The 23,119-nt window shown below is 63.5% G+C and carries 24 protein-coding genes; 15 read left to right on the forward strand and 9 right to left on the reverse strand.

Features of this window, described 5'->3' with window-relative positions; translation table 11 throughout:
- Positions 1–67: 67 nt before the first annotated feature.
- Together prmC and htpG are read right to left on the reverse strand one after the other, a co-directional pair.
- Complete coding sequence (prmC, locus tag M8523_RS07775) at positions 68–985, reverse strand: peptide chain release factor N(5)-glutamine methyltransferase (protein WP_282584282.1); 918 nt, start codon at positions 983–985, stop codon at positions 68–70.
- Positions 986–1,016: 31 nt separating this feature from the next.
- On the reverse strand, positions 1,017–2,948 hold the full coding sequence (gene htpG / locus M8523_RS07780) for a molecular chaperone HtpG (RefSeq protein ID WP_282584283.1): 1,932 nt from the start codon (positions 2,946–2,948) through the stop codon (positions 1,017–1,019).
- 175 nt (positions 2,949–3,123) lie between these two features.
- Here htpG and M8523_RS07785 point away from each other — a divergent pair, with 175 nt between their 5' ends.
- A complete protein-coding gene (locus tag M8523_RS07785) occupies positions 3,124–3,537 on the forward strand; it encodes a DUF2794 domain-containing protein (protein ID WP_428350063.1) in 414 nt (137 codons plus the stop codon).
- Positions 3,538–3,633: 96 nt separating this feature from the next.
- Here the strand turns inward: M8523_RS07785 and M8523_RS07790 are convergent, their stop codons facing one another.
- Positions 3,634–4,419 (reverse strand): Bax inhibitor-1/YccA family protein, encoded by a 786-nt coding sequence (locus M8523_RS07790; RefSeq protein WP_282584284.1) that lies wholly within the window; start codon positions 4,417–4,419, stop codon positions 3,634–3,636.
- 162 nt (positions 4,420–4,581) lie between these two features.
- Positions 4,582–5,682: a DNA topoisomerase IB gene (locus tag M8523_RS07795; RefSeq protein ID WP_282584285.1), complete on the reverse strand. Its 1,101-nt coding sequence runs from the start codon at positions 5,680–5,682 to the stop codon at positions 4,582–4,584.
- A gap of 241 nt (positions 5,683–5,923) precedes the next feature.
- Here M8523_RS07795 and M8523_RS07800 point away from each other — a divergent pair, with 241 nt between their 5' ends.
- The 5 genes from M8523_RS07800 (at position 5,924) to M8523_RS07820 (ending at position 10,996) form a co-directional block, all read left to right on the forward strand.
- Positions 5,924–6,154 carry a hypothetical protein gene (locus M8523_RS07800; protein WP_282584286.1) on the forward strand — a complete coding sequence of 77 codons (231 nt, stop codon included), beginning with the start codon at positions 5,924–5,926 and terminating at the stop codon, positions 6,152–6,154.
- A 65-nt stretch (positions 6,155–6,219) separates the two neighbouring features.
- The gene (locus M8523_RS07805) at positions 6,220–7,809 is read left to right on the forward strand and encodes an OpgD/OpgG family glucan biosynthesis protein (protein WP_282584287.1); all 1,590 of its coding nucleotides are present in this window, start codon (positions 6,220–6,222) and stop codon (positions 7,807–7,809) included.
- A gap of 297 nt (positions 7,810–8,106) precedes the next feature.
- Complete coding sequence (locus tag M8523_RS07810) at positions 8,107–10,068, forward strand: AI-2E family transporter (RefSeq protein ID WP_282584288.1); 1,962 nt, start codon at positions 8,107–8,109, stop codon at positions 10,066–10,068.
- 73 nt (positions 10,069–10,141) lie between these two features.
- Positions 10,142–10,711, forward strand: a complete 570-nt coding sequence (locus M8523_RS07815) for a MaoC/PaaZ C-terminal domain-containing protein (protein ID WP_282584289.1) — start codon at positions 10,142–10,144, stop codon at positions 10,709–10,711.
- 108 nt (positions 10,712–10,819) lie between these two features.
- Positions 10,820–10,996: a hypothetical protein gene (locus tag M8523_RS07820; protein WP_282584290.1), complete on the forward strand. Its 177-nt coding sequence runs from the start codon at positions 10,820–10,822 to the stop codon at positions 10,994–10,996.
- Between the two features lie 52 nt (positions 10,997–11,048).
- Here M8523_RS07820 and M8523_RS07825 read toward each other — a convergent pair whose 3' ends face one another.
- Complete coding sequence (locus tag M8523_RS07825; RefSeq protein WP_282584291.1) at positions 11,049–12,353, reverse strand: MFS transporter; 1,305 nt, start codon at positions 12,351–12,353, stop codon at positions 11,049–11,051.
- Positions 12,350–12,772 carry a MarR family winged helix-turn-helix transcriptional regulator gene (locus M8523_RS07830; protein ID WP_282584292.1) on the reverse strand — a complete coding sequence of 141 codons (423 nt, stop codon included), beginning with the start codon at positions 12,770–12,772 and terminating at the stop codon, positions 12,350–12,352. The genes M8523_RS07825 and M8523_RS07830 overlap by 4 nt, the downstream gene beginning before the upstream one ends.
- 278 nt (positions 12,773–13,050) lie before the next feature.
- Between M8523_RS07830 and M8523_RS07835 the strand changes: the two genes are divergently transcribed.
- Both M8523_RS07835 and M8523_RS07840 read left to right on the forward strand, forming a co-directional pair.
- On the forward strand, positions 13,051–13,509 hold the full coding sequence (locus M8523_RS07835; RefSeq protein WP_282584293.1) for a VOC family protein: 459 nt from the start codon (positions 13,051–13,053) through the stop codon (positions 13,507–13,509).
- A 169-nt stretch (positions 13,510–13,678) separates the two neighbouring features.
- Positions 13,679–14,131, forward strand: coding sequence for a MaoC family dehydratase (locus M8523_RS07840; RefSeq protein ID WP_282584294.1), 453 nt, complete (start codon positions 13,679–13,681; stop codon positions 14,129–14,131).
- A gap of 44 nt (positions 14,132–14,175) precedes the next feature.
- Here M8523_RS07840 and M8523_RS07845 read toward each other — a convergent pair whose 3' ends face one another.
- Positions 14,176–14,877: an SDR family NAD(P)-dependent oxidoreductase gene (locus M8523_RS07845; protein WP_282584295.1), complete on the reverse strand. Its 702-nt coding sequence runs from the start codon at positions 14,875–14,877 to the stop codon at positions 14,176–14,178.
- A 169-nt stretch (positions 14,878–15,046) separates the two neighbouring features.
- Here M8523_RS07845 and M8523_RS07850 point away from each other — a divergent pair, with 169 nt between their 5' ends.
- From M8523_RS07850 to M8523_RS07865, 4 genes are all read left to right on the forward strand, one after another.
- Positions 15,047–16,507 carry a cryptochrome/photolyase family protein gene (locus tag M8523_RS07850; RefSeq protein WP_282584296.1) on the forward strand — a complete coding sequence of 487 codons (1,461 nt, stop codon included), beginning with the start codon at positions 15,047–15,049 and terminating at the stop codon, positions 16,505–16,507.
- A gap of 165 nt (positions 16,508–16,672) precedes the next feature.
- Positions 16,673–17,239, forward strand: a complete 567-nt coding sequence (locus tag M8523_RS07855) for a DUF2147 domain-containing protein (RefSeq protein WP_282584297.1) — start codon at positions 16,673–16,675, stop codon at positions 17,237–17,239.
- A gap of 103 nt (positions 17,240–17,342) precedes the next feature.
- Complete coding sequence (locus tag M8523_RS07860) at positions 17,343–18,377, forward strand: cysteine synthase A (RefSeq protein WP_282584298.1); 1,035 nt, start codon at positions 17,343–17,345, stop codon at positions 18,375–18,377.
- Positions 18,374–19,087: an alanyl-tRNA editing protein gene (locus M8523_RS07865; RefSeq protein WP_282584299.1), complete on the forward strand. Its 714-nt coding sequence runs from the start codon at positions 18,374–18,376 to the stop codon at positions 19,085–19,087. The genes M8523_RS07860 and M8523_RS07865 overlap by 4 nt, the downstream gene beginning before the upstream one ends.
- Before the next feature lie 159 nt (positions 19,088–19,246).
- Here M8523_RS07865 and M8523_RS07870 read toward each other — a convergent pair whose 3' ends face one another.
- Both M8523_RS07870 and M8523_RS07875 read right to left on the reverse strand, forming a co-directional pair.
- Positions 19,247–20,182: a DUF1989 domain-containing protein gene (locus tag M8523_RS07870; protein WP_282584300.1), complete on the reverse strand. Its 936-nt coding sequence runs from the start codon at positions 20,180–20,182 to the stop codon at positions 19,247–19,249.
- Positions 20,179–20,337, reverse strand: coding sequence for a ribbon-helix-helix domain-containing protein (locus M8523_RS07875; protein ID WP_282584301.1), 159 nt, complete (start codon positions 20,335–20,337; stop codon positions 20,179–20,181). Before M8523_RS07875 ends, M8523_RS07870 begins: the two co-directional genes overlap by 4 nt.
- A gap of 177 nt (positions 20,338–20,514) precedes the next feature.
- On the opposite strand from M8523_RS07875, the gene M8523_RS07880 reads away from it, so the two are divergent.
- The 3 genes from M8523_RS07880 (at position 20,515) to M8523_RS07890 (ending at position 23,093) form a co-directional block, all read left to right on the forward strand.
- The gene (locus tag M8523_RS07880) at positions 20,515–21,267 is read left to right on the forward strand and encodes a GntR family transcriptional regulator (RefSeq protein ID WP_282584302.1); all 753 of its coding nucleotides are present in this window, start codon (positions 20,515–20,517) and stop codon (positions 21,265–21,267) included.
- Positions 21,264–21,926 carry a flavin reductase family protein gene (locus M8523_RS07885; protein ID WP_282584303.1) on the forward strand — a complete coding sequence of 221 codons (663 nt, stop codon included), beginning with the start codon at positions 21,264–21,266 and terminating at the stop codon, positions 21,924–21,926. Before M8523_RS07880 ends, M8523_RS07885 begins: the two co-directional genes overlap by 4 nt.
- Before the next feature lie 66 nt (positions 21,927–21,992).
- Positions 21,993–23,093, forward strand: coding sequence for a BMP family ABC transporter substrate-binding protein (locus tag M8523_RS07890; protein WP_282584304.1), 1,101 nt, complete (start codon positions 21,993–21,995; stop codon positions 23,091–23,093).
- The last annotated feature ends 26 nt before the right edge of the window (positions 23,094–23,119 follow it).

Consider the following 23,119-nt stretch of genomic DNA (forward strand, 5'->3'; position numbering starts at 1 on the left):
CCAAGGTCGCATTTCGCACTTGACGGATCCCTTCGGTCGAGACAGGCGGCGTGAATCTTTGGACCAATTAGGCCTTCCTGGCCACCACGGCGCGCGGGCGACCACCGAGATCGGAGCGGGTGGTCTCGTGCCGCAATCCCGCGCGATCGAGAAGACCTTGCACGGATCGTGCCTGACCGGCACCAACTTCGAGGACAGTCACCCCGCCGGAACGCAAAAGGCGCGGCAGGGCCGAGGCGATCACTCTATAGCAGTCCAGCCCGTCCGAGCCACCGTCTAGCGCAAAATGTGGATCGTGCTCCCGCACCTCACGGTCGAGCGTCGGGATCACACTTGTCTCAATGTAGGGTGGGTTGGAGACGACCAGATCGAACCGGCTGTCGGCGATCGCATCGGCCCAGGAGCCATTCACCACGAGACTCCGGCTTGACAAGCCCAAAGCCGTGAGATTGCGCCGAGCCACGTCGCAGGCCGGGCGGGACCGGTCGACACCAATGCCTTCCGCCAGGGGACATTCCGTCAGAAGCGAGGCCAGGATGGCGCCCGACCCGATCCCAAGGTCGAGGACGAAAAGCGGGGAGGCGCGGCGGTCCCCCAAGGCCGTGAGTGCGGCGGAGACGAGCGTTTCGGTATCCGGTCGGGGGTCGAGGACGGCCGGCGTGACGGCGAACGGCAGGCCCCAGAACTCACGCTGCCCGACAATGCGCCAGACTGGCTCGCCGGCGAGCCGGCGTGCCAGCCAGAGCCGCAGCCGCTCGGCCGCGACGCCGCCGATCGGCACGCCACCCGCCCGGATCAATGCGGTTCGGTCGAGTCCGCTGGCCTCCTCGACAAAGATGCGTGCGTCGAGCGCCGCATCCGCAACACCGGCTTCCCGCAGGCAGCGGGCGATGTGCGCGCGCGCCTCGATATGCGTGAGCGACGCGAATGCGCCCGGTCCCGTCAAGTTCGTAACCCAGTCGGGTAGTCCCGCCCGGGCCACCATATTGTTCGCCGGGGCCGCGGTAACATCGAGGTCAGGCGGCCGCGCGTTCCAGGACACGGCGCAAGCGAGCCGCGAAAGCCGCCGCGTCCTTGGGCTGCTCGCCGTCGACGATGCGGGCTTCGTCGAAGAGCAGCCAGGCCGAATCCTCGACGATCGCTTTGTCACCATCCCCACCGAAGCGGGATGCCAGCGCGGTGACGAGCGGGTGGTTGGGGTTCACCTCAAGCACGGGTTTCGACAATTCGTCGAGCCGACCGTGCTGGGAGAGAATCCGCTCCAGGCGCCGGTCGGGTCCGTGTTCGGGGGCCACCAGACAGGCGGGGCTTTCGGAGAGGCGGTCGGAGGCGCGGACATCTTCCACGGCCCCTTCCAGCGTCTGTTTCATGAAAGCCAGCAGGGTTGCCACCTTCGGACTGACGTCCTCGGATTTCGGCGCCTCCTGGCCATCCGCGAGCGGCACGAGCTTGATGTCTGCGGCGCCCTGCGTCACCGACTTGAACGGCTTACCCTCGAAACCGGCGGCGGTTCCGACCCAGAAGGCATCGACCGGGTCCGGTAGGAGCAGGACCTCGATGCCACGTGCCTTGAAGCCTTCGAGCTGCGGGCTGCCGGCAAGGCGTTTCGCATCGTCACCGAGAAGGTAATAGATCGCGGTCTGGTTCGGTCGGAGGTTGGCGATGTAATCCGCAAGCGTCCGGTTTCCATCGGGATGCGTCGAGCTCACGAAGCGGGCGAGCTTGAACAGGGCGTCGCGTCGCTCATAGTCTTCATAGAGCCCCTCCTTGATGACGGACCCGAAATTCTCCCAGATCTTGCCGAATGCGTCCTTGTCATTCTCGGCGAGCTTGGTGAGCTCGCCCATCACGCGGGTGACGACACCCTTCTTGATCGCCGCGAAAACCGGGCTCTGCTGCACGATTTCGCGCGAGACGTTCAGGGGCAGATCAGCGGTGTCGACCACAAGCCGGACGAAGCGCAGCCAACCAGGCACCAGGTCGGCATCCGAGGTGATCAGCACGCGGCGAACATAGAGCTTGGCACGACCTTTACGCGCGGGATCGAACAGGTCGAAGGGCCGTGAGCCGGGCACGAAGGCCAGGACGTTGTATTCGTAACGCCCCTCGGCGCGCCAATGGATCGTCAGGGCAGGCTCGTCGAACTGGCCCGCGAGGGTGCGGTAGAACTCGGTATATTGCTCAGGCGTGACGTCGCTCTTCGACTTCGCCCAAAGGGCCGCACCATCGGTGAGCGATTTCTCTTCGCCCTCGGGCTTGTCGAGGAACACGATCGGCACCGCGACCGCGCCAGAATGTTCCTTGATCAGGCTTTCGATCTTGTAGGCCTGCAGGAACTCCTTGGCGTCCTCCTTGAGGAACAGATTGACCCGCGACCCGCGCGTCGGCGCAAGGCTAAGATCGAGCGGCTCGATGCGATAGGCCCCCTTGCCGTCGGAGATCCAGCGCCATGCCGCGTCCGTGCCGGCCCGCCGCGTCTCCACCTCGACCCGGTCGGCAACCATGAAGGCCGAGTAGAAACCGATGCCGAACTGGCCGATCAGGTTTTGCGCCTCGGCCTTCTTGTCCTCTTCGGCATTGAGCCTGTCCAAGAAAGCCTTGGTGCCGGAACTCGCGATCGTACCGAGTGCCGCGATGAGATCGGCCTCGCTCATGCCGATGCCATTGTCCGCAACCGTGAGACGGTTCTTGTCCGGATCGAGACTCACCGTGATGGCGAAAGGCGCTCCGTCGGCCACGAGTTCCGGATGGGCTATCGCCTCGTAGCGGAGCTTCTCGCAGGCGTCCGCGGCATTGGAGATCAGTTCACGAATGAAGATGTCGCGCTCGGAATAGATGGAATGCACCATCAGATCGAGCAGACGGGCCACATCGGCCTGGAAGGCGTGGGTGGCGGTGGGCGTTGCGGCGCCGGCAGCGCCGGTAGCGGCTTCTGCCTCGTCGGTCATCGGCACAGGTTCACCTCGGATCGGTGGAAAAACGTAGACGCCAGATATCGCGGCACGCTTGCTCGGTTGCAAGGGCACGCTGGCCCGCGCCTGGGCAAAAAGGACGCCTGAGTCCGACGTCGGCTTGAATGCACGAGGGCCCTGCGCAACATTGGGAGGCGAAGCAGGGTGAGGCATGACAATCAACGAAGCGCCGGAAAATGGTGATCAGCAGACCCGTATGGATTCGCGTGCCGCGGTCCATCCCTTCCCGAGCCGTCAAACTCCCGAGCCGAACCGCCGTGAGGGCGCGGTCGTGTCGTTCGATCGGCACGAGTTGCGGGAGATCCTGAACGTCTATGGGCGCGGCATCGCCAATGGGGATTGGAAGGATTACGCCCTCGATTTCACGCCGCAGAAATCGGTCTTCTCGATCTATCGCCGCGCCTCCGAGGTGCCGTTGTACCGGATCGAGAAGGATCCCGCGCTGGCCCGCAAACAGGGCGCCTATGCGGTGGTGAATGCGGCCGGTTTCGTGCTGAAGCGCGGCCCCGAACTCGCTCGCGTGCTGCGGGTTCTGGAGACGAAGCCGCGGTTGAGCGTGGTATAGACGGTTGGCGATCTTTGGCCCAGGATCCGAGATGACTCCCGTCAACAAAAAACCCCGGATCGCTCCGGGGTTTTATCGTGAAGTCTCTGACACCGTTTAGTTGTTCCGGTTGCCCATCAGGTAGAGCAGGCTCTGGAAGATGTTGATGAAGTCGAGGTAGAGCATCAGCGCGCCGTTGACCGACTTCTTGGCGGTCATTTCGTGGCCGTCACCCTCGTAATACATTTCCTTGATGGCCTGCGTGTCCCAGGCGGTGAGGCCCGAGAAGATCAGCACCGAGAGAATCGACAGGCCGAACTGGAACGCCGAGCTCTGCAGGAACACGTTAACCAAGCTGGCGATCACGAGACCGATGAGGCCCATCACCAAAAAGGATCCCATGGCCGACAGATTGCGCCGGGTCGTGTAGCCGTAGAGGCTGAGGCCGCCGAAAGTCGCCGCGGTCACGAAGAACGCGTTGGCCACCGAAGCCCCGGTATAGACCAGCAGAATGCTCGACAGCGACAGACCCATCACGGCCGAGAAGCCGAGGAACATGTTACGCGCCGTCGCGGCCGCCATACGGTCGATCCGGAACGAGAAGAAGAACACGAAGGCGAGCGGCGCCAGCATCACCACATAGCGCAGAGGGCTCAGATAGAGCGCCGCGCCCAGCTGCGTCAGCTCGACATGCATGCCGCGCACCGCGACACCCTCACCAGCCGGCGCCACCGCCAACATATGGGTGCCAAGTGCAACCAACCCCGTGATGGCAAGGCCCATCACCATATTATTGTAGACACCGAGCATGTAGCTGCGGAGGCCTTGGTCGATCTCAGCAGCGCCGGCTCGAGCCGCGCGCCCGCCGAAGCGTGCCGCCGCGTTGCGGTCGAAGTCGGACATGGGAACCCTCTAATGTAAAAACCGAACCGCCGGGCCGGCGGTTCGCGAGACCGAGGCGTTTGACGGCCTTGTCCTTGACGGAAATATGGCTTGCCTCGCGATGCGCGACAAGCCTCGGCGAGGCTCCTCGCAATGAAGTTTCGGTAACTTCGTGGCGTAGACTTAACCGTCGCGCGCTTCGAGGTCATGCCCGAGGCGCGTTTCCAGCATGGCCAGGACGGCGGCTTCTTCCGGGCTCAGTTGGGCCAGGTTGTCGCGAAGTTCCGCATCGACTTCCTGCTTCATCTCCAGCAGGAGTTCGCCCGAGAGGTAGGTCTTGAGGATCTCGGGATGCACGTAGCATTTGCGGCAGATCGAGGGCGTATTTCCCAGGCGCGACGACACGTTTTCGATCGCGACCCGGATGTTCTTCTTGGCAAGCGCCTGCGAGTCGAAGGCTTCGAACCCGTTGAGCGCCAGAGCCGCCAGCACGGTGCCGGCCCAGGTGCGGAAGTCCTTGGCGGTGATCCGCCGGCCGGTGATCTCGTGGAGATAGTCATTGACGTCCTGCGAGGACACCGAATGTCTGAGACCCTCATGATCGAGATATTGGAACAGCTGTTGGCCTGGCAGGTCCTGACACGCCCCCACGATCTTCGCCACGCGCTTGTCCTTGACGTGCAGGTTCCAGATCTTTTTGCTCTTCCCTTTGAACTCGAAATGGATTTCCGATCCCTCGATCTCGACATGCGGGTCGCGCAGGGTCGTCAGGCCATAACTCTTGTTGGTTTTGGCATAATCCGCGTTGCCGACGCGGATCAGCGTGGTTTCGAGCAGGTAAACGATGGTGGCCAGCACCTTTTCGCGGGGCAGGCCGCGCAGCGCCATATGGGTCTTCACCGTCGATCGGATCGTCGGCAAAGCCGCGGCGAATGCGTTCATATGCTCGAATTTGACGCTCTCCCGCACTTCGCGGAACGCGGCGTGGTAGCGGTATTGCTTGCGGCCTTTGTCGTCGCGGCCCGTCGCCTGGATGTGTCCGTTGGCTTTCGGGCAGATCCAGACATCGCGATAAGCGGGTGGGATCGCGAGATGGCGGATTCGCTCAAGCACCTTCTGGTTGGTAATCGTCTTGCCGTTCGGTCCCCGATAGGTGAAGCCATTTTCGGCCTTCTCGCGGGCAATGCCGGGACTGTCGTCGCTGACGTAAACGAGGCCAGCCCCTTCGGCCGCATCGCGCGGGTCAACGATCTCGTGCACCTCGGAATCGTCGTCTGCCAGCATCCGTTCCACTTTCACGCGCCTTACCGTCGATGAGCGCCCAGGCGCAATGGCACCGCCGCGCTCTGTCCCGAGCCTCATTGTCCGACAGGTGAGAACCGGCTGGCGGCTCAACGGTTCCTGAGGCTCGCCACGAGCGGCTGCGGCTAATCCGACTTCGGGGCTGTAACGGCGCCGATACATCAGGCGCTTGCGGCCGGACCCGCGCTCAGTATAGTGCCGGCCTCGCAAGGGCCCCGAAACGATGACCAAGCCGATCAACTGGACCAACTTCTCGACGCTCGCCTGCGTCGCGATTCTGGTCGGCACGGAGACGGTTGGCCTGTCCTGGGCGGCGGGCTGGGCGCTCGGAGGGTTGTTTCAGTTGCCGCAGACCTTGGCCCATGTGGTCGAGATCCTGTTCGGGCTGATCGGCTTCGTGCTGCTGTTCTTCTTCATGCGTGCCGCCGTCAAGGTCGAGCCCATCCGCGGCTGACCCGCGCTTCTCAATCCTGTCTCCCCTCCCAATCCTGTCTCCCTGTCTCAACTCCTGAGTGTTTCATGTCGCGTTCGATTGACCGTCGGGATTTCGTCAAGGCGTTGACGGCCGCGAGCGCGGCCGGCCTTCTGGCGAGCGGCGGCGTGCCGGCCTTCGCCCAGAGTGCCCTGAAGCTCGGCGATCCCGAGCCCTTCTCGTTCGACAAGCTCAAGGAGACGGCGCGAGAGATGGCGCAAGGCGCCTATGTGCAGCCCCGCGAACCCGACCCGCAGGTCGTCGACAAGATCGATTACGACGCATGGGGCAAGATCACTTACAACACCGATCAGGCCTTGTTCGTCGACGGCCCTGGCAAGTTCCCCGTCACCTTCTTCCATATCGGCAAATTCTTCCGCAAGGCGGTGGAAATGCACGTCGTGGCCGACGGCCAGGCACGCACGATCATTTCGAACCAGGACATGTTCCATATGCCGGTCAATTCGCCGGCGCGCGACCTGCCGCCCGGCGTCGGCTTTGCCGGGTTTCGCTACCAGGAACCGCGCGATGGAACGCTCGATTGGCACAAGAACGACTGGGTGGCGTTTCTCGGCGCCTCCTATTTCCGGGCCATTGGCGAACTCTATCAATATGGCCAATCGGCGCGCGGTCTCGCCGTCGATGTCGCGGTCGCGGGGAAGAATGAGGAATTCCCCGACTTCACGCATGTCTACATCGAGACTCCGAAGGACAAGAGCGACACGGCGGTTCTCTACGCCCTGTTGGACGGCCCATCGGTGACGGGAGCCTACAAGTTCATCATGACACGTGGCAAAGGCGTGCTGATGGACATCGAGCACACGCTGCACCTGCGCAAGGATATCAGCCGGCTCGGGATTGCACCGCTCACCACCATGTATTGGTTCTCGGAGACCGCGAAGCCGACCGCGATCGACTGGCGCCCGGAAGTTCACGACTCGGACGGTCTTGCGCTCTGGACCGGAGCGGGCGAGCGGATCTGGCGCCCGCTCAACAACCCGAGCATCACGACGGCCTCGGCCTTTGCGGACCAATCGCCGAAAGGCTTCGGCACGCTGCAGCGTGACCGCAATTTCGACCACTATCTCGACGGCGTTTATTACGACAGGCGTCCGAGCGTTTGGGTGGAGCCGCTGGGCGACTGGGGCAAGGGTGCCGTCCAATTGGTGGAGATCCCGACGGACGACGAGATCCACGACAATGTCGTGGCCATGTGGGTGCCGGCCGAGCCCGCGACGGGCGGCAAGAGCTACGGGTTTCACTACAAGCTTCATTGGCTCGCTGACGAACCCTACCCAGGCGAACTCGCCCACTGCGTGGCCACCCGCCTCGGCCGCGGGGGCCAGCCTGGTCAGCCGCGCCCCGCCGGTGTCCGGAAATTCATGGTCGAATTCCTCGGCGGCCCTCTCGCGACGCTGCCGTTCGGGACCAAACCGCAAATGGAGCTTTGGACGTCGCGCGGGCGCTTTACCGACTACCAATATACCGAGGCTGTGCCGGATGGGGTCGCCGGGCATTGGCGCGCCCAGTTCGATCTCGTTGTCGACGGCAACGATCCTGTGGAGATGCGCTGCGTGCTCAAGAACGGCGACACGCGCTTGAGCGAAACCTGGGCATTCCAGTATCATCCCTTCTGACAGGGGCGTTTACCTTAATCTCCTGTTGTACTCTGGCAGGGAACTTTCGTTGTTGCTTGACGTTGTCGCCTTATACCAGGGAGGCTGCAATGGGTCGTTCTGTTTTGCTTTGGCTTGTGGGTGTTCCGATCCCCGTGATTATCCTTCTCGCCATTTTCTGGCATTAAACTCCAGCCCGGCCTCAGGCCGGGTTTTTTGCGTTCGATTGGAGCGTCGTCTGTGGGAACTCTGCGGCCAACGCTGAATTTGCCCGTCGGAGACATCGGGGCGTAAGCCGGGACGGAGCAAAGAGGGGCCATGGCGCGAGTCAATGCGTCCATCCCGCCAGCCGAGCGGGATGGGACACGGACGGTTATCACCGTCGGCGCAGTCATTGCTGCGCTTTACTTCGGCAGGGAAATCTTCGTCCCGATCGCTTTGGCGATCCTTCTGAGCTTTGTTCTGGCCCCGGCTGTGCGGAAGCTCCACGCCGTTGGCCTCGGGCGGGTGTTTCCTGTCATGTTTGCGACCCTGACGGCGTTTGCCGTGATCGCGACCCTGGCGGCCGTCATGGCGGCTCAATTGAGGGATGTCGCCGCGGACCTTCCCCGGTACGAAGACACGGTAACCAAGAAGGTCACGTCCCTTAGAGGCGCGACGAGCGGCGGCGCATTGCAAAAGATCGAAGACGCCGTGACCCGGGTCAACGGTGCCCTCAACAAGGAGCCTCGCGCCCAGGCGAGTGTGAATGCGGGACAAGCGCAATCTCCGGAGGAGGCTCCCGCGGCCCGCGCGCCGATCCAGGTCGAGGTCCAGAAGCCGGTCTCATCCTTCGACACCCTGAGTGCCGTCGTGAGCCCACTGTTGCACCCCCTGGGAACCGGGGGCATCGTGGTGATCTTCGTGATCTTCATCCTGCTGCAGCGCGAGGACCTTCGCAATCGCCTCATCCGCCTATTCGGCGCAAGCGATCTGCACCGGACCACCGCGGCCATCGACGACGGCGCCAAGCGGCTTAGCCGCTACCTTCTGATCCAGTCGCTTCTCAATGCGACCACGGGCCTGCTCATCGGGGTCGCGGCCTTCGCGATCGGCGTCCCGAATCCGATCCTCTGGGGGATACTGTTCGGTTGCATGCGTTTTGTCCCATATCTCGGGCCGATCATCGGGGGAGCGCTTCCCTGTCTATTCGCGGCGGCGGTCGATCCAGGCTGGTCGATGGCGCTTTGGATGGCGGGAACGGTGGTGGTTCTCGAGCTCCTCGTCGGTCAATTCCTCGAGCCCTTGCTCTATGGGCACAACACGGGCCTCTCCCCGGTTGCCGTGGTTGTCTCGGCGACCTTCTGGACCGTCCTGTGGGGGCCGATCGGCCTGCTGCTCGCAACGCCCCTGACCGTCTGCCTCGTCGTCATCGGCCGGCATGTCGATCAATTGGAGTTTCTCGATGTTCTCCTGGGCGACAGGCCGCCTCTGAGCGCCCCTGAGACCTTCTATCAGCGCATGCTAGCCAACGATCCGACGGAAGTCTCCGACCAGGCTCAGGAATGCCTGAAGTCCATGTCGCTCACTGACTATTACGACAGCGTGGTGCTGCCGGGGCTGCTTCTGGCCCAGGGGGATGTCGCCACCGAGCGTCTCTCCGTGGACCGGCAGATCCAGATCAGGGATGCGACCGCCGAGGTGATCGAGGACCTCAATGATCAGGACGAGCCGGCAGAAGGCGCAGGCCAGCAGCGTTTGCGCCGGTTGTTGGGGGCACGCGAGACGGACGATCATGGGGCTTCGGAGACGCTGGACGAGGTGCCGGTCCCGGCGGCGTGGCAGCAGGGTGGCGCGGTTCTTTGCATCGGAGGCCGGGGGCCGCTCGACGATTGCGCCGCTTCGATCCTTGCGCAGGTTCTGAGCGAGCGCGGCATGGGGGCTCGTGCGGAAAGCTATGCGGCTCTTTCCAAAGGCTCCATCGGACAGCTCGATGTCGCTTCGGCGCGGCTGATCTGCCTCTCCTGTCTCGACGGCACGAGTTCCGCCTATCTGCGGTTCGCGATACGCCGCATCCGGCGGCACGCGCCGCGTGCAAAGATCATGATCGGCGCGTGGTGGCTTCAGACGGCTGAGGAGGGTGGCAGTCAGCCCGCGCAGGCGCCCGCGAGCCTCGTCGATCCATTCGCCACCACGATCGTCGACGCGGTCCGGTTCTGTCTCGCCGAAGCGTCCGCTTTGCCGGATGAGGAACTTTCGTCGGTCGCAGATATGCAGCCGGACTTGGCAGCCGCCTCGTAAACCGCCGCCATGATGCCACACAACTTACTTAAAGGTGAACGGGCGCTGAAGGCGTTCTTCGAAAGGTTGCGATTTGACCAGCAATCATCCCCATGGCCTCGGCCGCGCACCTGCGTGTGACCCCGACCGGAGGGTTGCGGAGCCTAGCCGCACGGGAAGCGATGCCTCCGGCGACTTCTTCGAAGACATCGTGGTCGGCACTCAGCTGGACCTTGGGTCGCATACATTCACAAGGGACGAGATCGTCCAGTTCGCCTGCAATTACGATCCGCAGCCATTCCATCTGGACGAAGTCGCGGCGGCGCAATCCACGTTGCAGAGGCTGTCCGCTTCCGGTTGGCATACGGCGGCCGTCTGGATGCGGCTCTACGCACTGCATCGCAATGCGATCCGCGAGGCGCTGATCGAACGCGGGGAACGTGCCGCCGCGCCGGGGCCGTCGCCGGGCTTTCGCGCCATGCGTTGGCGGACGCCGGTGCATCCCGGCGACACAGTGACGTATCGTTCGGTGGTGTCCGGCAAGCGAAGTCTGCCGAAGCGGAAGTGGGGGCTCGTGTTCCATCGGAACACGGGTGTCAACCAGGACGGGCGCATCGCGGTCGAGTTCAGCGGCAGCGTTCTGTGGCAATGCCGGCCTGCCTGAGGTGAGTTTCTGCGAGGCGTCGATGCAGACGCCGGAGATTGACAGAGCCCGGAGACGAGGTCTCTTGTCGCCTCAAGTGGCAGCTCAAGCTTCGGGCACGGCACGCTCATGCAGGACGCGAAATACAAGGCTGCGGCTGACGAAGACGGATCCTGGAGCGTCATCGATGCCGAAAGCGAGATCCCGGCGGTTGTGAACGGTGTTCCGCAGGTGGGTCTCACCGAAGATCTGGCCCGCGAGGTCGCGGACACGCTCAATGCCATGATGGACGATGGAGACGGCTAGGTCCTTCATCCCTCGTTTTGTGCGGGACGCTCCGGCGCTGAATCAAGCCGAGTTATTTCACGCCGCCGGCCGCCGCGAGACCGGATGAAGTCAGGTCGCGGCGCTCGCGCCCGAACCCGACGAACAGCACCATGATGCTTGCCACGAGGCACAGGATGCCGGCCGCCACGAAGGCGCCGAGATAAGAGCCGGTTCCGGTGCGGATGAGCCCGGACCCCCAGGCCGCCGAAGCGGCGCCGATCTGATGCGCGGCCGCGATCCAGCCGAACATGACGGCGGCATTTTCCTTGCCGAAGGATTTCTCGGCGAGCCGCACCGTCGGCGGCACGGTTGCGATCCAGTCGAGGCCGTAAAAGGCCGCAAAAATCGTCAGCCCATAGAAGCTGTAGTCGAACGAGAACGGCAGGAACATCAACGACAGGCCCCGCAGGCCGTAGTACCAAAACAGGAGAAAGCGGCTGTCCATCCGGTCGGTCAGCCATCCCGAGCCGGTCGTGCCGAAGAAGTCGAAGATACCCATCAGGGCCAGGAGGCCGGCGGCCTGTACTTCGGGAATTCCGTGATCAATGCAGGCGGGAATGAGGTGCGTGCCGATCAGCCCGTTGGTCGAGGCACCGCAGACGAAGAAGCTGCCGGCCAGCACCCAGAAATCACGTGAGCGGGTTCCGGTGCGGAGTGCCTTGAGGGCTCGGATGGCGGGATTCTCGGTGTGGATTACCCGCGGCTCAATGGCGGTGCCACCATAGGGCGCGAGACCCAGATCGGCGGGCCTGTCCCGCAGGAACAGGATTACGAAAGGGATGAGCACGAGGGCGGCCGCCGCGACGGTCAGCGACACGGCCCGCCAGCCCCAGGCCTGCCCGAGGCTGGCCAGGAGCGGCAGGAACACCAGCTGCCCGGTCGCGCTGCTAGCGGTGAGAAGGCCCAGTACCAGTCCTTTGTTCTTGATGAACCAACGGTTCGCGACCGTGGCCCCCAGAACGATCGCGATCATGCCCGTCCCGGATCCGACCACGATTCCCCACAGCACCACCAACTGCCAGGGAGTCGTCATCAGGGCCGTGCTGGCGACCCCGAAAGCCAGGATGATCAGCGCGGTCACGACGGTGCGACGCAAACCGAAGCGCTCCATCACGGCAACCGCGAACGGCCCAAGCAGCCCATAGAGAAGGATGTTCACCGCGATGGCGGAACTGATGGTCGCGTCGGACCAGCCGAACTCACGCTCGAGTGGCACGATCAGGATGCCGGGAGTTGCTCGAATGCCGGCTCCGACGAGCAGGATCGCGAAGGTGATGCCCATCACCACCCAGGCGTAGTTCAGGCGGGGTGACATCGCCGGCGATGGCTGGCTCATGGCTGGCTCTCCTGATGTGGCGCTCTGTTGGCATGGCTGGGAACGGGCAGCGGCGGCTGGTCGCCTGCGGCGGGGGAAAGGGTCTGCATTGCGACGACACGCGCGAGAACGATCCGCAACGCCTCGGCCGCATCGCCACCAAAGGACTGCTCGAATTGTGTCTGCGCTTGGGCCCAGAATGGGCGGGCCGTCGTGACGAGCGCGCGGCCCGCTTTGGTCAGGGCGACGATACGCTTGCGTCCATCCGTCGGTCCGACGGCAATCTTCACGAGGCCACGTGATTCAAGCGGGCGAAGCAGGTGTCCAAGGGTCGAGCGGTCCATCGCGAGGCCTCGGGCGAGCTCTTGCAGAACGTGCGGTCCCGATCGTTCGAGCCTCACCAAAACGGCATATTGATTGACGCCGAGCCCGACAGGCATCAACGCCTCATCGTAAGCGCGCGTGACAACACGGGCTGCTTGCCTGAGGGCTGAACAATTGCAATCGGAGCCGGGCACCTGGACCTTCGTGAAACGAGTGTCGCGAAGGAAGATTATGGGCAATTGCCCATTCTTGCAAGCCCTGCGTTTCGGCGGCGGTGGTTCAGTCTGCATTGCCGCTTCTGTGGAGGGTAGAATGCTGGGTTGCCGGAAAGTGAAACCTTAGAGCCGTCGTACGTTGATGCATCGAATGCACCGAGGGATGAGCAGGGCTGACGATGGCGAACGATGCTGGCGTGATGGCGGTAGACCATATGGGGTTCTCGGTTGGCTCGTTGGAAGACGCGCTCCAATTCTGGACCGAGGCAATGGGATTCGTGCTTGTCCGCCAAAGCGAAATGGGCGGAGCGTTCCTGCGTGAAACGACGGGAGTGGAGGACCCGCGATGCCGGATGGCGCTGGTGAAAGACCCGAACGGCTTCGCGGTCGAACTGCTGGAATATTCCACCGGTCATGAACTGGGCCGCGTTCCGCGCAGTTCTGGCGCGATTGGTTCCGCGCATCTCGCCGTGACGGTCGTGGACATTCGAAGGGCTGTCGGACGGGTGGAAACGGCAGGATGGCAGGTGAAGGGTTTACCGCAGCAAATCCCAGGCGGTCCTCGATCCGGAACAATCGTCGCTTATGTGGCCGGCCCGGATGGCATTACCATCGAGCTTATGCAGCCGCCCGTTTAGTCGCTCTGGCTGCCTCCTCATTGTGAGCCTCAGAACCAGCCGCAGCTTCGATCCACTGCCAAAAAAATGTTAGCCGGCTTGTGGCGGGTCGAGTGGATAATGTCGCATCGGCGCCGACGGCGGTCCGTGGGTCGCTTCGATTGCGGCCGAAAGCCAGAAGGATGAGACTGTGACGCTGCTGTTCCTGGAAGATCTCGTCGTCGGCCAGCGCTTCGATAGCGGTTTCCATCAGGTCGATCGCGCGCAGATCGAGGCTTTCGCCAAAGAGTTCGATCCGCAACCCTTCCACCTTGACGAAAGCGCCGCCAAGGCCAGCCTCTTCGGCGGTCTCGCGGCCAGCGGTTGGCATACGGCAGCCATCACGATGCGGCTTCTCGTCGGTGGCGGCCTACCATTCGCGGGCGGCCTGATCGGTGCCGGCGGCGAGATTACCTGGCCTCAACCGGTTAGGCCGGGTGACACGCTTCGTGTCGAGAGCGAGATCATGGCGATCACACCGTCGCGGTCGAAACCGGATCGCGGCATGGTGGCGACGCGGTCCGAGACGCGCAATCAACAGGGCGAAACGGTGCAGATCCTCCTGGCCAAACTGGTCGTTCAGCGTCGGCCCGTGGACGGCTAGGTCAGCCGAGGGGCCTTTGGGACTATCGCGTCGTCAACGTCCGGTCAGAACGTCTCGACCCATGGCCGAACTTCGACCTCGAACGACCACGCGCTTCGCGGTTGGCTCAGCACCGCCATGCAGGTGGTCGCGATCGCATCGGGATCGAGCGTGCTGTCCGGCTTGTCGGCCGGATCCGCCCGGGTCGCGCTACGCACCGCCCCATCGACGACAAGATGGACCACATGGATGCCCTTGGGACCGAGTTCTCGCGCGGTGCTTTGCGCCAGTCCACGCAGCCCGAACTTGCCCATGGCGAATGCGGCCGATCGCGCGAAACCCTTCAGGCTCGCGGTCGCACCGGTGAACAGGATCGCGCCACTACCCTTCGGGATCATGCGTTGGGCGGCCTGCTGGGCCACCAGGAAGCCGCCGAACGCGGTGGTGAGAAGCGCCGATCTCACCTGATCGGGATCGAGCTCAGCCAGGGGGCCGGGGACACGCTGGCTCGGATTGAAGATGACGAGGTCTGGCTCTCCCAGCTGGGTGTCGACCGCTTGGAACAATTCGGCGACGCTGCTCGGATCGGCGGCATCGGCGGCGAATGTTCTGGCGCCGATATCGGCCGCGAGTCCTTTCAGTTTGTCCGGGTTGCGGGCCGCGAGACCTACCCCGAGGCCCGCGGTGCTCAGGGCCCGCGCCAGTGAGGCGCTGATGCCAGGCCCGGCGCCGACGATGAGGGCCGTCTTGTACGGGAGAGGGCTCATGACGTGTTCCTTCGACGTTTGCGCTCAAGATGGGGGTCGCACGCGACCGATTCCAGTCCCTTGCGAACGAGCCGGCGGCCATGACAACAGGTCGCGCCGACGTGGATTGCTGGCCGGACCCGGGCGCGACATGGTGCGGGCGCCCATCATCGCGCCGTTCCGGAAGCTTATGACCACAAGATCCAAGCCGACCATCGTATGGTTTCGGGACGACCTGCGGCTCACCGATCAGCCGGCCCTACACGCGGCGGTAACAAGCGGCCGGCCCGTGCTGTGCATCTACATCTTCGACCAGGTCAGCGAGGGCGTGCGGCCCTTGGGGGCCGCATCGCGCTGGTGGCTGCATCATTCCCTCGCGAGTCTCGACGACAAACTGCGGACGATCGGAGGCCGTCTGTTTCTGTTCCAGGGCGCCACGGAGGCGGTCGTCGCGGCGCTGCTGCGGACCGGTATCGAAGGCCTCATGTTCAACCGCCGCTACCAGCAGGCCGAGCGGCGCATCGACGATGCCGTCGTGGACCTGTGCCGCCGCGAAGGGGTCGCGGTCGAGGACTTCGTCGGTTCGGTCTTGCACGAGCCCTGGGAGGTGATCCCCAAAACGGGTGGTTTCTATAAGGTCTTCACGCCCTATTGGCGTGCCGCGGTAGCGCATGGACCGACGCTGCCGCCGATGGGCGTGCCTGGGCCGATGGCGAAATCCGCGCCAGGTCCCAGGGTCGAGGGAGGGCCTGTCGCGCTTGAAGAGCTCGGTCTGCTTCCCGAAATCTCGTGGGACGGCGGTCTCTGCGACACCTGGGAGCCCGGCCAGGACGGCGCCCAGCGGGCCCTCGATCTGTTTCTGCGCGAGAAGGTCGAGAGTTACGCGACCGACCGCGATCGGCTGGGCGTCGCGGGCTCGTCGCGCCTGTCGCCTCATCTGCGCTTCGGTGAGATCTCACCACGTGAGGTCATCGCGGCGCTGGAGCGGCGCGCCGGATCTTCGGCCGAGAAGTTCGCCGCCGAACTCGGTTGGCGGGACTTCAACACAGCCCTCCTGTTTCACGTACCCGATCTCAGCACCGCGCCGTTCCATAAGAGCTACGCGCGCTTCCCCTTCACCAAGTTGACGCCTGCGGCGCTCGCCGCCTGGCAGCATGGCCGTACCGGCTATCCCGTGGTCGATGCCGGCATGCGCCAACTCTGGCAGATCGGCACGATGCACAACCGGGTTCGCATGATCACGGCGTCATTCCTGGTCAAACACCTGCTGGCTGATTGGCGGATCGGCGAGCGCTGGTTCTGGGATACGTTGTGTGACGCGGACCCGGCCAACAACCCGCTAAACTGGCAGTGGATCGCCGGCTGCGGCAACGACCCGGTGCCGTATTTCCGCATCTTCAATCCGGTGCTGCAAGGCGAGAAATTCGATCCCGATGGCGCCTATGTGCGCCGCTACGTGCCGGAACTCGCAGACCTGCCAGACCGGTGGATCCACAAGCCCTGGGAGGCGCCGAGCGACGTCCTGGTGAAGGTGAACGTGGTCTTGGGCAAGACCTATCCGGCGCCGATGGTCGATCACGCCAAGGCCCGGGTTCGCGCCCTCGACGCATTGCGGCGCCATCGCGAGACGCTCGACCGTGACCAGGCCTAAGAACCGACCGGCGCTCATCGTCGACTATGGCTTCCCGACCTCGACGTCCCGCGTCGAATTTCCTCTTGCCGGCCGTCGGTCCCGGCCCAAATCCAGGTTGACATCACGCGTCAACTGGTCGACGGCAACGGCCTCTCGCGTGAGCTTCGACGCACAAGGACCATCATGCATCACCGCGCTCTGCTGTTCTGGCTCATGTCCAGCGTTGGCCTTTTGGTCGCGCCGGGGCTCGGCCATGCCGCCCCCGCGTCTGACCCGAGCGGAACTTGGTTGACCGAAGATGGCCGTGGCCGCATCCGGGTCGAGCATTGCGCATCGAAGCCAGACCATATCTGCGGCTATGTGGTTTGGATGAAGGAGCCCAATGGCCCCGACGGAAAGCTGAAGAAGGATCAAAGCAACCCCGACCAGACGAAACAGTCCCGTGTCCTTCTCGGTCACCAGTTGATCCTGGGCCTGAAAGAGAACGACGAGGGCCATTTCAAGGGCCAGATCTACGACGCGGACAATGGCAAGAAATATGACATCACCATGTGGCGTCAGGCCGAAGACGAGTTGAGGATCAAGGGATGTATGCTGGCGATCCTGTGCGGATCGCAGACGTGGACGCCGGCGACCGATGTCCTGTCCGGGCAACTCACAGCCGCGACCGGCACACCGGGTGGACCCAGGCCAGATCCGGAATGGGCGCCAGAGGGGAAGCATCCTGCGGCGGCGAAACCCACCAAGTAGCTGCTGACGCCGCCTGGGGCTTGGCCATAAATCGATTGCTCACCCCAGCTTGCGACCCTCCGGGGCACTGACTAACGTGCGGCGTAAACGAACGGGCTGACGCATGCAGACGAACGCCAGTGTCCTCGACGCCATCGGCCACACGCCGCTGATCAAATTGCGGCGCGCCTCGGAAGAGACGGGCTGCACGATCCTGGGCAAGGCCGAATTCATGAATCCCGGCGGCTCGGTCAAGGACAGGGCGGCGCTCGCTATCGTCGAAGATGCCCTGCAGCGGGGCACGCTGCAGCCCGGCGGCACGATCGTCGAAGGGACGGCCGGCAATACCGGCATCGGGCTCTGCCTCGTTGCGAGCGCGCTCGGTTTCAAGACCGTGATCGTGATCCCGGACACGCAGAGTCAGGAAAAGAAGGACATGCTGCGGCTGTCCGGTGCCGAACTGATCGAAGTCCCGGCCGTGCCTTACTCGAACCCCAACAACTACGTGAAGGTCTCGGCGCGTGTCGCCGAGCATCTGGGCAAAACGGCACCCGGCGGTGCCATCTGGGCGAACCAGTTCGACAATGTCGCCAATCGCGAAGGACATCGCCGCACCACCGGCCCCGAGATCTGGGAGCAGACTGAGGGCGCGGTCGACGGGTTCGTCTGCGCGGTCGGCACCGGCGGCACGCTGGCCGGCATCGGGCAGGCCCTCAAGGAGCGCAACTCGAAGATCCGCATCGGTCTCGCCGATCCGATGGGGGCGTCACTGTTCAATTTCTACGCACACGGCGAACTGAAGTCTGAAGGGTCGTCGATCACCGAGGGGATCGGGCAGGGCCGCATCACGGCGAATCTCGAAGGTGCGCCGGTCGATCACGCCTATCAGATCGAAGACACGGAGGCGCTCGACATCGTGTTCGATCTCGCCGAACACGAGGGGCTGCTACTCGGCGGCTCCTCAGGCATCAATGTCGCGGGCGCGATGCGGCTTGCTCGCGAGCTCGGGCCTGGCCACACGATCGTGACCATCCTGTGCGACTCCGGCGCGCGCTATCAATCGAAGCTGTTCAATCCCGCCTTTCTCAAATCGAAGGGCCTTCCCGTGCCGGCGTGGCTCGTGCGGCCACCGAGCGTCAGCCTGGATACCTTACTGTGACCGAATTCCTGTTCCGCGACGACGCCACCCTGCGCGAAGCCACGGCAACCGTCGTCACCGTCGAACCCGATGGTGGCATCGTGCTCGACCGTACCCCGTTCTACCCTCAAGGCGGCGGCCAGCCGGGTGATACCGGGACGCTCGTGATCGACGACGGGCGACGTATACCGATCGCCACGACACGCTATGGCGCCGACAAATCGACGATCGTCCATGTTCCGGCGCCCGATGGTCCGGCTTTGCAGCCCGGTGACCGCGTGACGGCCATCCTTGACTGGGAGCCGCGCTGGAACCGCATGCGGGTGCATACGGCTCTGCATCTGCTCACCGCGGTGCTGCCCTATCCGGTCACGGGCGGCGCGATCGGCGAAGGCGATGGGCGCCTCGACTTCGACATTCCGGACGCCGGGTTCGACAAGGCTGAGATCGAGGCCAAGCTGAATGCGCTCATCGCGACGGACGCGGAGGTGCGGACACGTTGGATCACCGACGAGGAACTTCTGGCCAATCCCGGCCTCGTCAAGACCATGTCGGTCAAGCCCCCCATGGGTACCGGTCGCATCCGGCTCGTCGAGATCGTCGGGCTCGACCTGCAACCTTGCGGCGGCACGCATGTAGCGCGCACGGGCGAAATCGGCACCGCCGTCATCACGGCGATCGAGAAGAAGGGCAAGCAGAACCGGCGGGTGCGGGTAAGGCTGGCGGATTGAGCAAGGCTGCTGATCGCAGTCTCGTCGGGCTTGATCTGACCGTGGCTGACGTTTCCAAGCGGCTGATGCCGGTCGCGTGAGGCGGCGAACCGGTCTTGGGTGAGCCTTCGGCAATTCCACTTGCCGGCGGCCGTTCGCTCCTGGGTGCCAACCGCTTCCTCAACGATCTCCGACTGCCGGCGCCCCGGCCTGCGCGGCGCCGAGGAAGCGTTCTTCCCACCAGGTGAACAGAATATCCCGCAGGGCCGATGCGTCATCGGATCCGTAGACCGGGAGCCGGAGCCCATCGAGCATTGCGGCTTCGTCCGCATCGAGCGTCACGCGCAAGACATCTTCCCGAAGCGGGACATTGACGAACTCAGGCACGTATGTCGCGTCACGCACGAGCGCGCGCTCTGCCTTTATAAGTGGCTGACGGAAATCCTTCGGGGTGCGTTGGCTCTTGAGGATCGGTGTTTTCGGAACGCTTGCGAGGTCGGCATCCGTCGCCTCGAAAACCGTCAGTTTGATCGGCTTCAGGCCGAAGTTGCTGGTGCGCATCACATCTGCGCCGCAGACGTTCGGGATTGCAAGCACATCCGCGAGCGCCAGGAGATCGACATGGTCGCCTGCTGTCGAAGTCTGCCGGGTGATGGTGGCGCGCCCATCGAGCGTCACTTCCGTGCACATGAACAGGTTGAAGCTGTCGTGCACGTCATCCGGCGTCAGCCCATATTCGCGCTGCGCCTCGGCCTGAATATCATGGCAATTGGTATGCGCGTCGAACCCGTAGGCGCTTTCGTACACATAGGCGCTGCAGCGCGGGAACAACACGTCGTTCCGGCCGACGGTGTCGTCGAGAATATACAGGAGCGCTCGCTCGCGAGGCGGCGCCGACCACATGAACGTGCCTTTTGAGGGATTGAACCCGTGCACCGTGCGGGTGCGGCCGCAATGCATGAATTCCTTGTAGTCATGCAGGTTGAAGCAATTGAAATCGACGCATTGCAGTCCCTCGACCTGCTCGATGCGCAGGATCTGGCCGGCCAGAAGCTCGATCGCTTTGCCAGTACCGGGCTGCATCACCCATTCGAACAGGATCTTTCGGGCGCTCATGACCGGGCACCAGCGGTTGCGCGCTTGGCCGCAAGTTCACGCAAGGCCAGACGGACCAGGGCAACGCGATCGGGTGCCACCCCCTTTGCGATGGTACGGTCCAGCAGTTCGAGTTGCTGCTGGTTGAGTTTCAGAGTCACAGTTCGACCCATCATCGCGCCTTCCACGTATACTAGATTTGAGACATGTCGAGGTTTGCCCCAGCATAGGGCCAAACCTCAAGCGAGCTGAAGCCCAAATTGGCGCCATTTTAGTACGTTATTTGCGCAATTAGGATACTTGTGTTGATCGATCGTGTATACGATAACGAATAACACTTTCAGACGAGGTCCATGTCCAAGCCTTCTCCCCGCTCCGATCGCGCCTATTCTGCGCTTCGCCAGGCCATCATCGAGCAGGCGCTTCTTCCGGGAGCGAAGCTGCCCGAGGACGAGATCGGCGCCCATTTCGGCATGAGTCGGACGCTCGCGCGGTCGACCCTTGCACGCCTCAAAGCCGAGGGGCTGGTGGACGCGCCCGTGAAGCGAACCGCGACTGTCGCGCGGCCAAGCCTTGCGGAAGCGCGCGATGTTTTCGAAGTACGCCGGGCACTGGAGCGTGAAGCGGTGGCGCTCGTCATCCGCCGGTGGCGGCCGGAGTTCGGGGCCACTCTCGAAGGGCACGTGCGCGACGAGGAAGCCGCCAGGGCACGGCGGGATGACCGTCTATCGATCCGGCTCGCGGGCGAGTTCCACACGCTGCTCGCCGGCATGTCGGGCAATGCGGTCCTGGAGCGCGCCTTGACCGAGCTTGTCACGCGCTGCTCGCTTATCCTCGCACTCTATGGACGGCCGCACTCTTCCGAATGCGCCGTGAGCGAGCATTCGCAGATCATTGGCGCCCTTCGAGGCAAGGATACCGACGCCGCGGTGCGGCTCATGGAGGAACATGTCGGGTCGGTGGAGCAACGCGCGCTCTCGGATGTCCCGGGCCCAGGCGTGTCGCTCGGCGCGGTGCTGGCCCGCTATGCTGCGAGCGATGCAGCGGACAACGTTGTCGCTCTTCCGGCGGACGGGCGTCCATCGAAGCGCGGCCGATCCCAATGAGCGCGCATGTTCATTTCGACTTCCGTGACCTCTCGGCGCGAGATCGCTACAAGCTGCTCATTGGCACCGTCATTCCGCGACCGATCGCTTTCGTCACGACCGTGAACGAGCATGGGCAGGTGAATGCCGCCCCGTTCAGCTTCTTCAACGTGCTGTCGGCCGATCCCGCGATCGTAGCACTCGGCATCGAGAACCATCCCGACATGCGGTTCAAGGACACCGGACACAATATCCGAGTCACCGAGGAGTTCACGGTCAACATCGTCGACAATGCGCTTCTCGACGCCATGAACGTCTGCGCCGTGCCGTTTCCGCCCGAGGTCGATGAGTTGACGCGCGCCCGCCTCACGGCCATCCCAGGGGTGCATGTAAAGTGCCCGCGCATCGCAGAGGCTCCGGCATCCCTCGAATGCCGCCGTCACACGACGCTGTCGCTCGGGAAGTCACGCGACATCATTCTCGGTCAGGTGCTCGGCTGCTTCATTCGGGAGGATGCCGTCGATCCCGTGAACAAGCATGTCGACCAGCGGACGATGGACGCGGTCGGCCGGCTTGGTGGCCATGGCTACTCCCGCATCCGCGATCAGTTCGACCTACCGACAATGTCGGTCGCCGAATGGGAGCGGCGCGAGGCCGAGAAGACATGCGACATCGGGTGACAGGCCCGCCGTCTGTCGAGGTCATGGTCGCTCCGTCACGGGCCGCCAAGCGAGAGGGAAAGTGGGATGAGCATGTTGAAATTGACGCGTCGCGAAATTCTGGGCGCGGCGGCTGGATCTGCGGTGCTGGCCGCGACGCGAACGGCCCATGCCGCCGAAGGGATCACGATCGGCATGATCTATGTCGGGTCGAAGGACGATTTCGGCTGGAACCAGTCCCATGCAGCCGGCGCCAAGGCCCTCAAGGCATTGCCGGGCGTGACCGTTCTCGAGGAGGAGAACGTCGCCGAAAGCGATGCCGTTCTCAAGACCATGGACTCCATGATCAATATCGATGGCGCCAAGCTCCTGTTTCCGACGTCGTTCGGCTATTTCGATCCCTTCATGATCGAGGAGGCGAAAAAGTACCCCGCCGTCGAGTTCCGCCATCCGACCTCGCTGTGGGACAAGAGCAAACACCCAAAGAACCTTGGCGGGTACTTCTGTTTTCTCGACCAGGCGCATTACGTGAATGGGGTCGCGGCCGGGCTCTCCACCACGAGCAACAAGATCGGCTTCGTCGCCGCCAAACCGATTCCGCTCGTCTTGCGTAATATCAATGCCTTCATGCTCGGTGTGAGGCAGGGCAATCCCAAGGCCACCGTGCATCTCGTGGTCACCGGCGAGTGGTCGCTCCCGGTGCGCGAGGCCGAGGCCACCAACGCGCTCATCGACGCCGGTTGTGACGTCATCACCTGCCACGTCGATAGTCCGAAGGTCTGTGTGCAGACCGCGGAATCCCGTGGCGTGAAGACCTGCGGCCACAATGCCGACCTTTCCCAGCTCGCGCCCAAAGGCTTCATCACGGGTGCGGAACTCAAGTGGGCGACCGTCTACACTGAATATGCCGGCCTGATTGCCAAGGGTGAAAAGCTGCCGAATGTGAATGAAGGCGGCTATGACAAAGATATGGTCCAAAGTTCACCCTTCGGTGCGGGAGCGACCGAAAAGGCGAAGGATGCCGCCACCAAGGCGATAGCAGCCGTGAAGAAGGGCACCCCCATCTTCGTCGGTCCACTCAAAGACAATAAGGGCAACCAAGTCGTGGCCGGCCCGCTAGGGCTTTACGACCCCACGCTATGGGGGATGAATTATCTTCTCGAGGGTGTCGTCGGATCGATCGTCTGACCTTTTAAGGTGAAGCCTTGAGGGGG

The organism is Lichenifustis flavocetrariae, from assembly GCF_026130545.1.
GTDB classification, from domain to species: Bacteria; Pseudomonadota; Alphaproteobacteria; order Rhizobiales; family Beijerinckiaceae; genus Lichenihabitans; species Lichenihabitans flavocetrariae.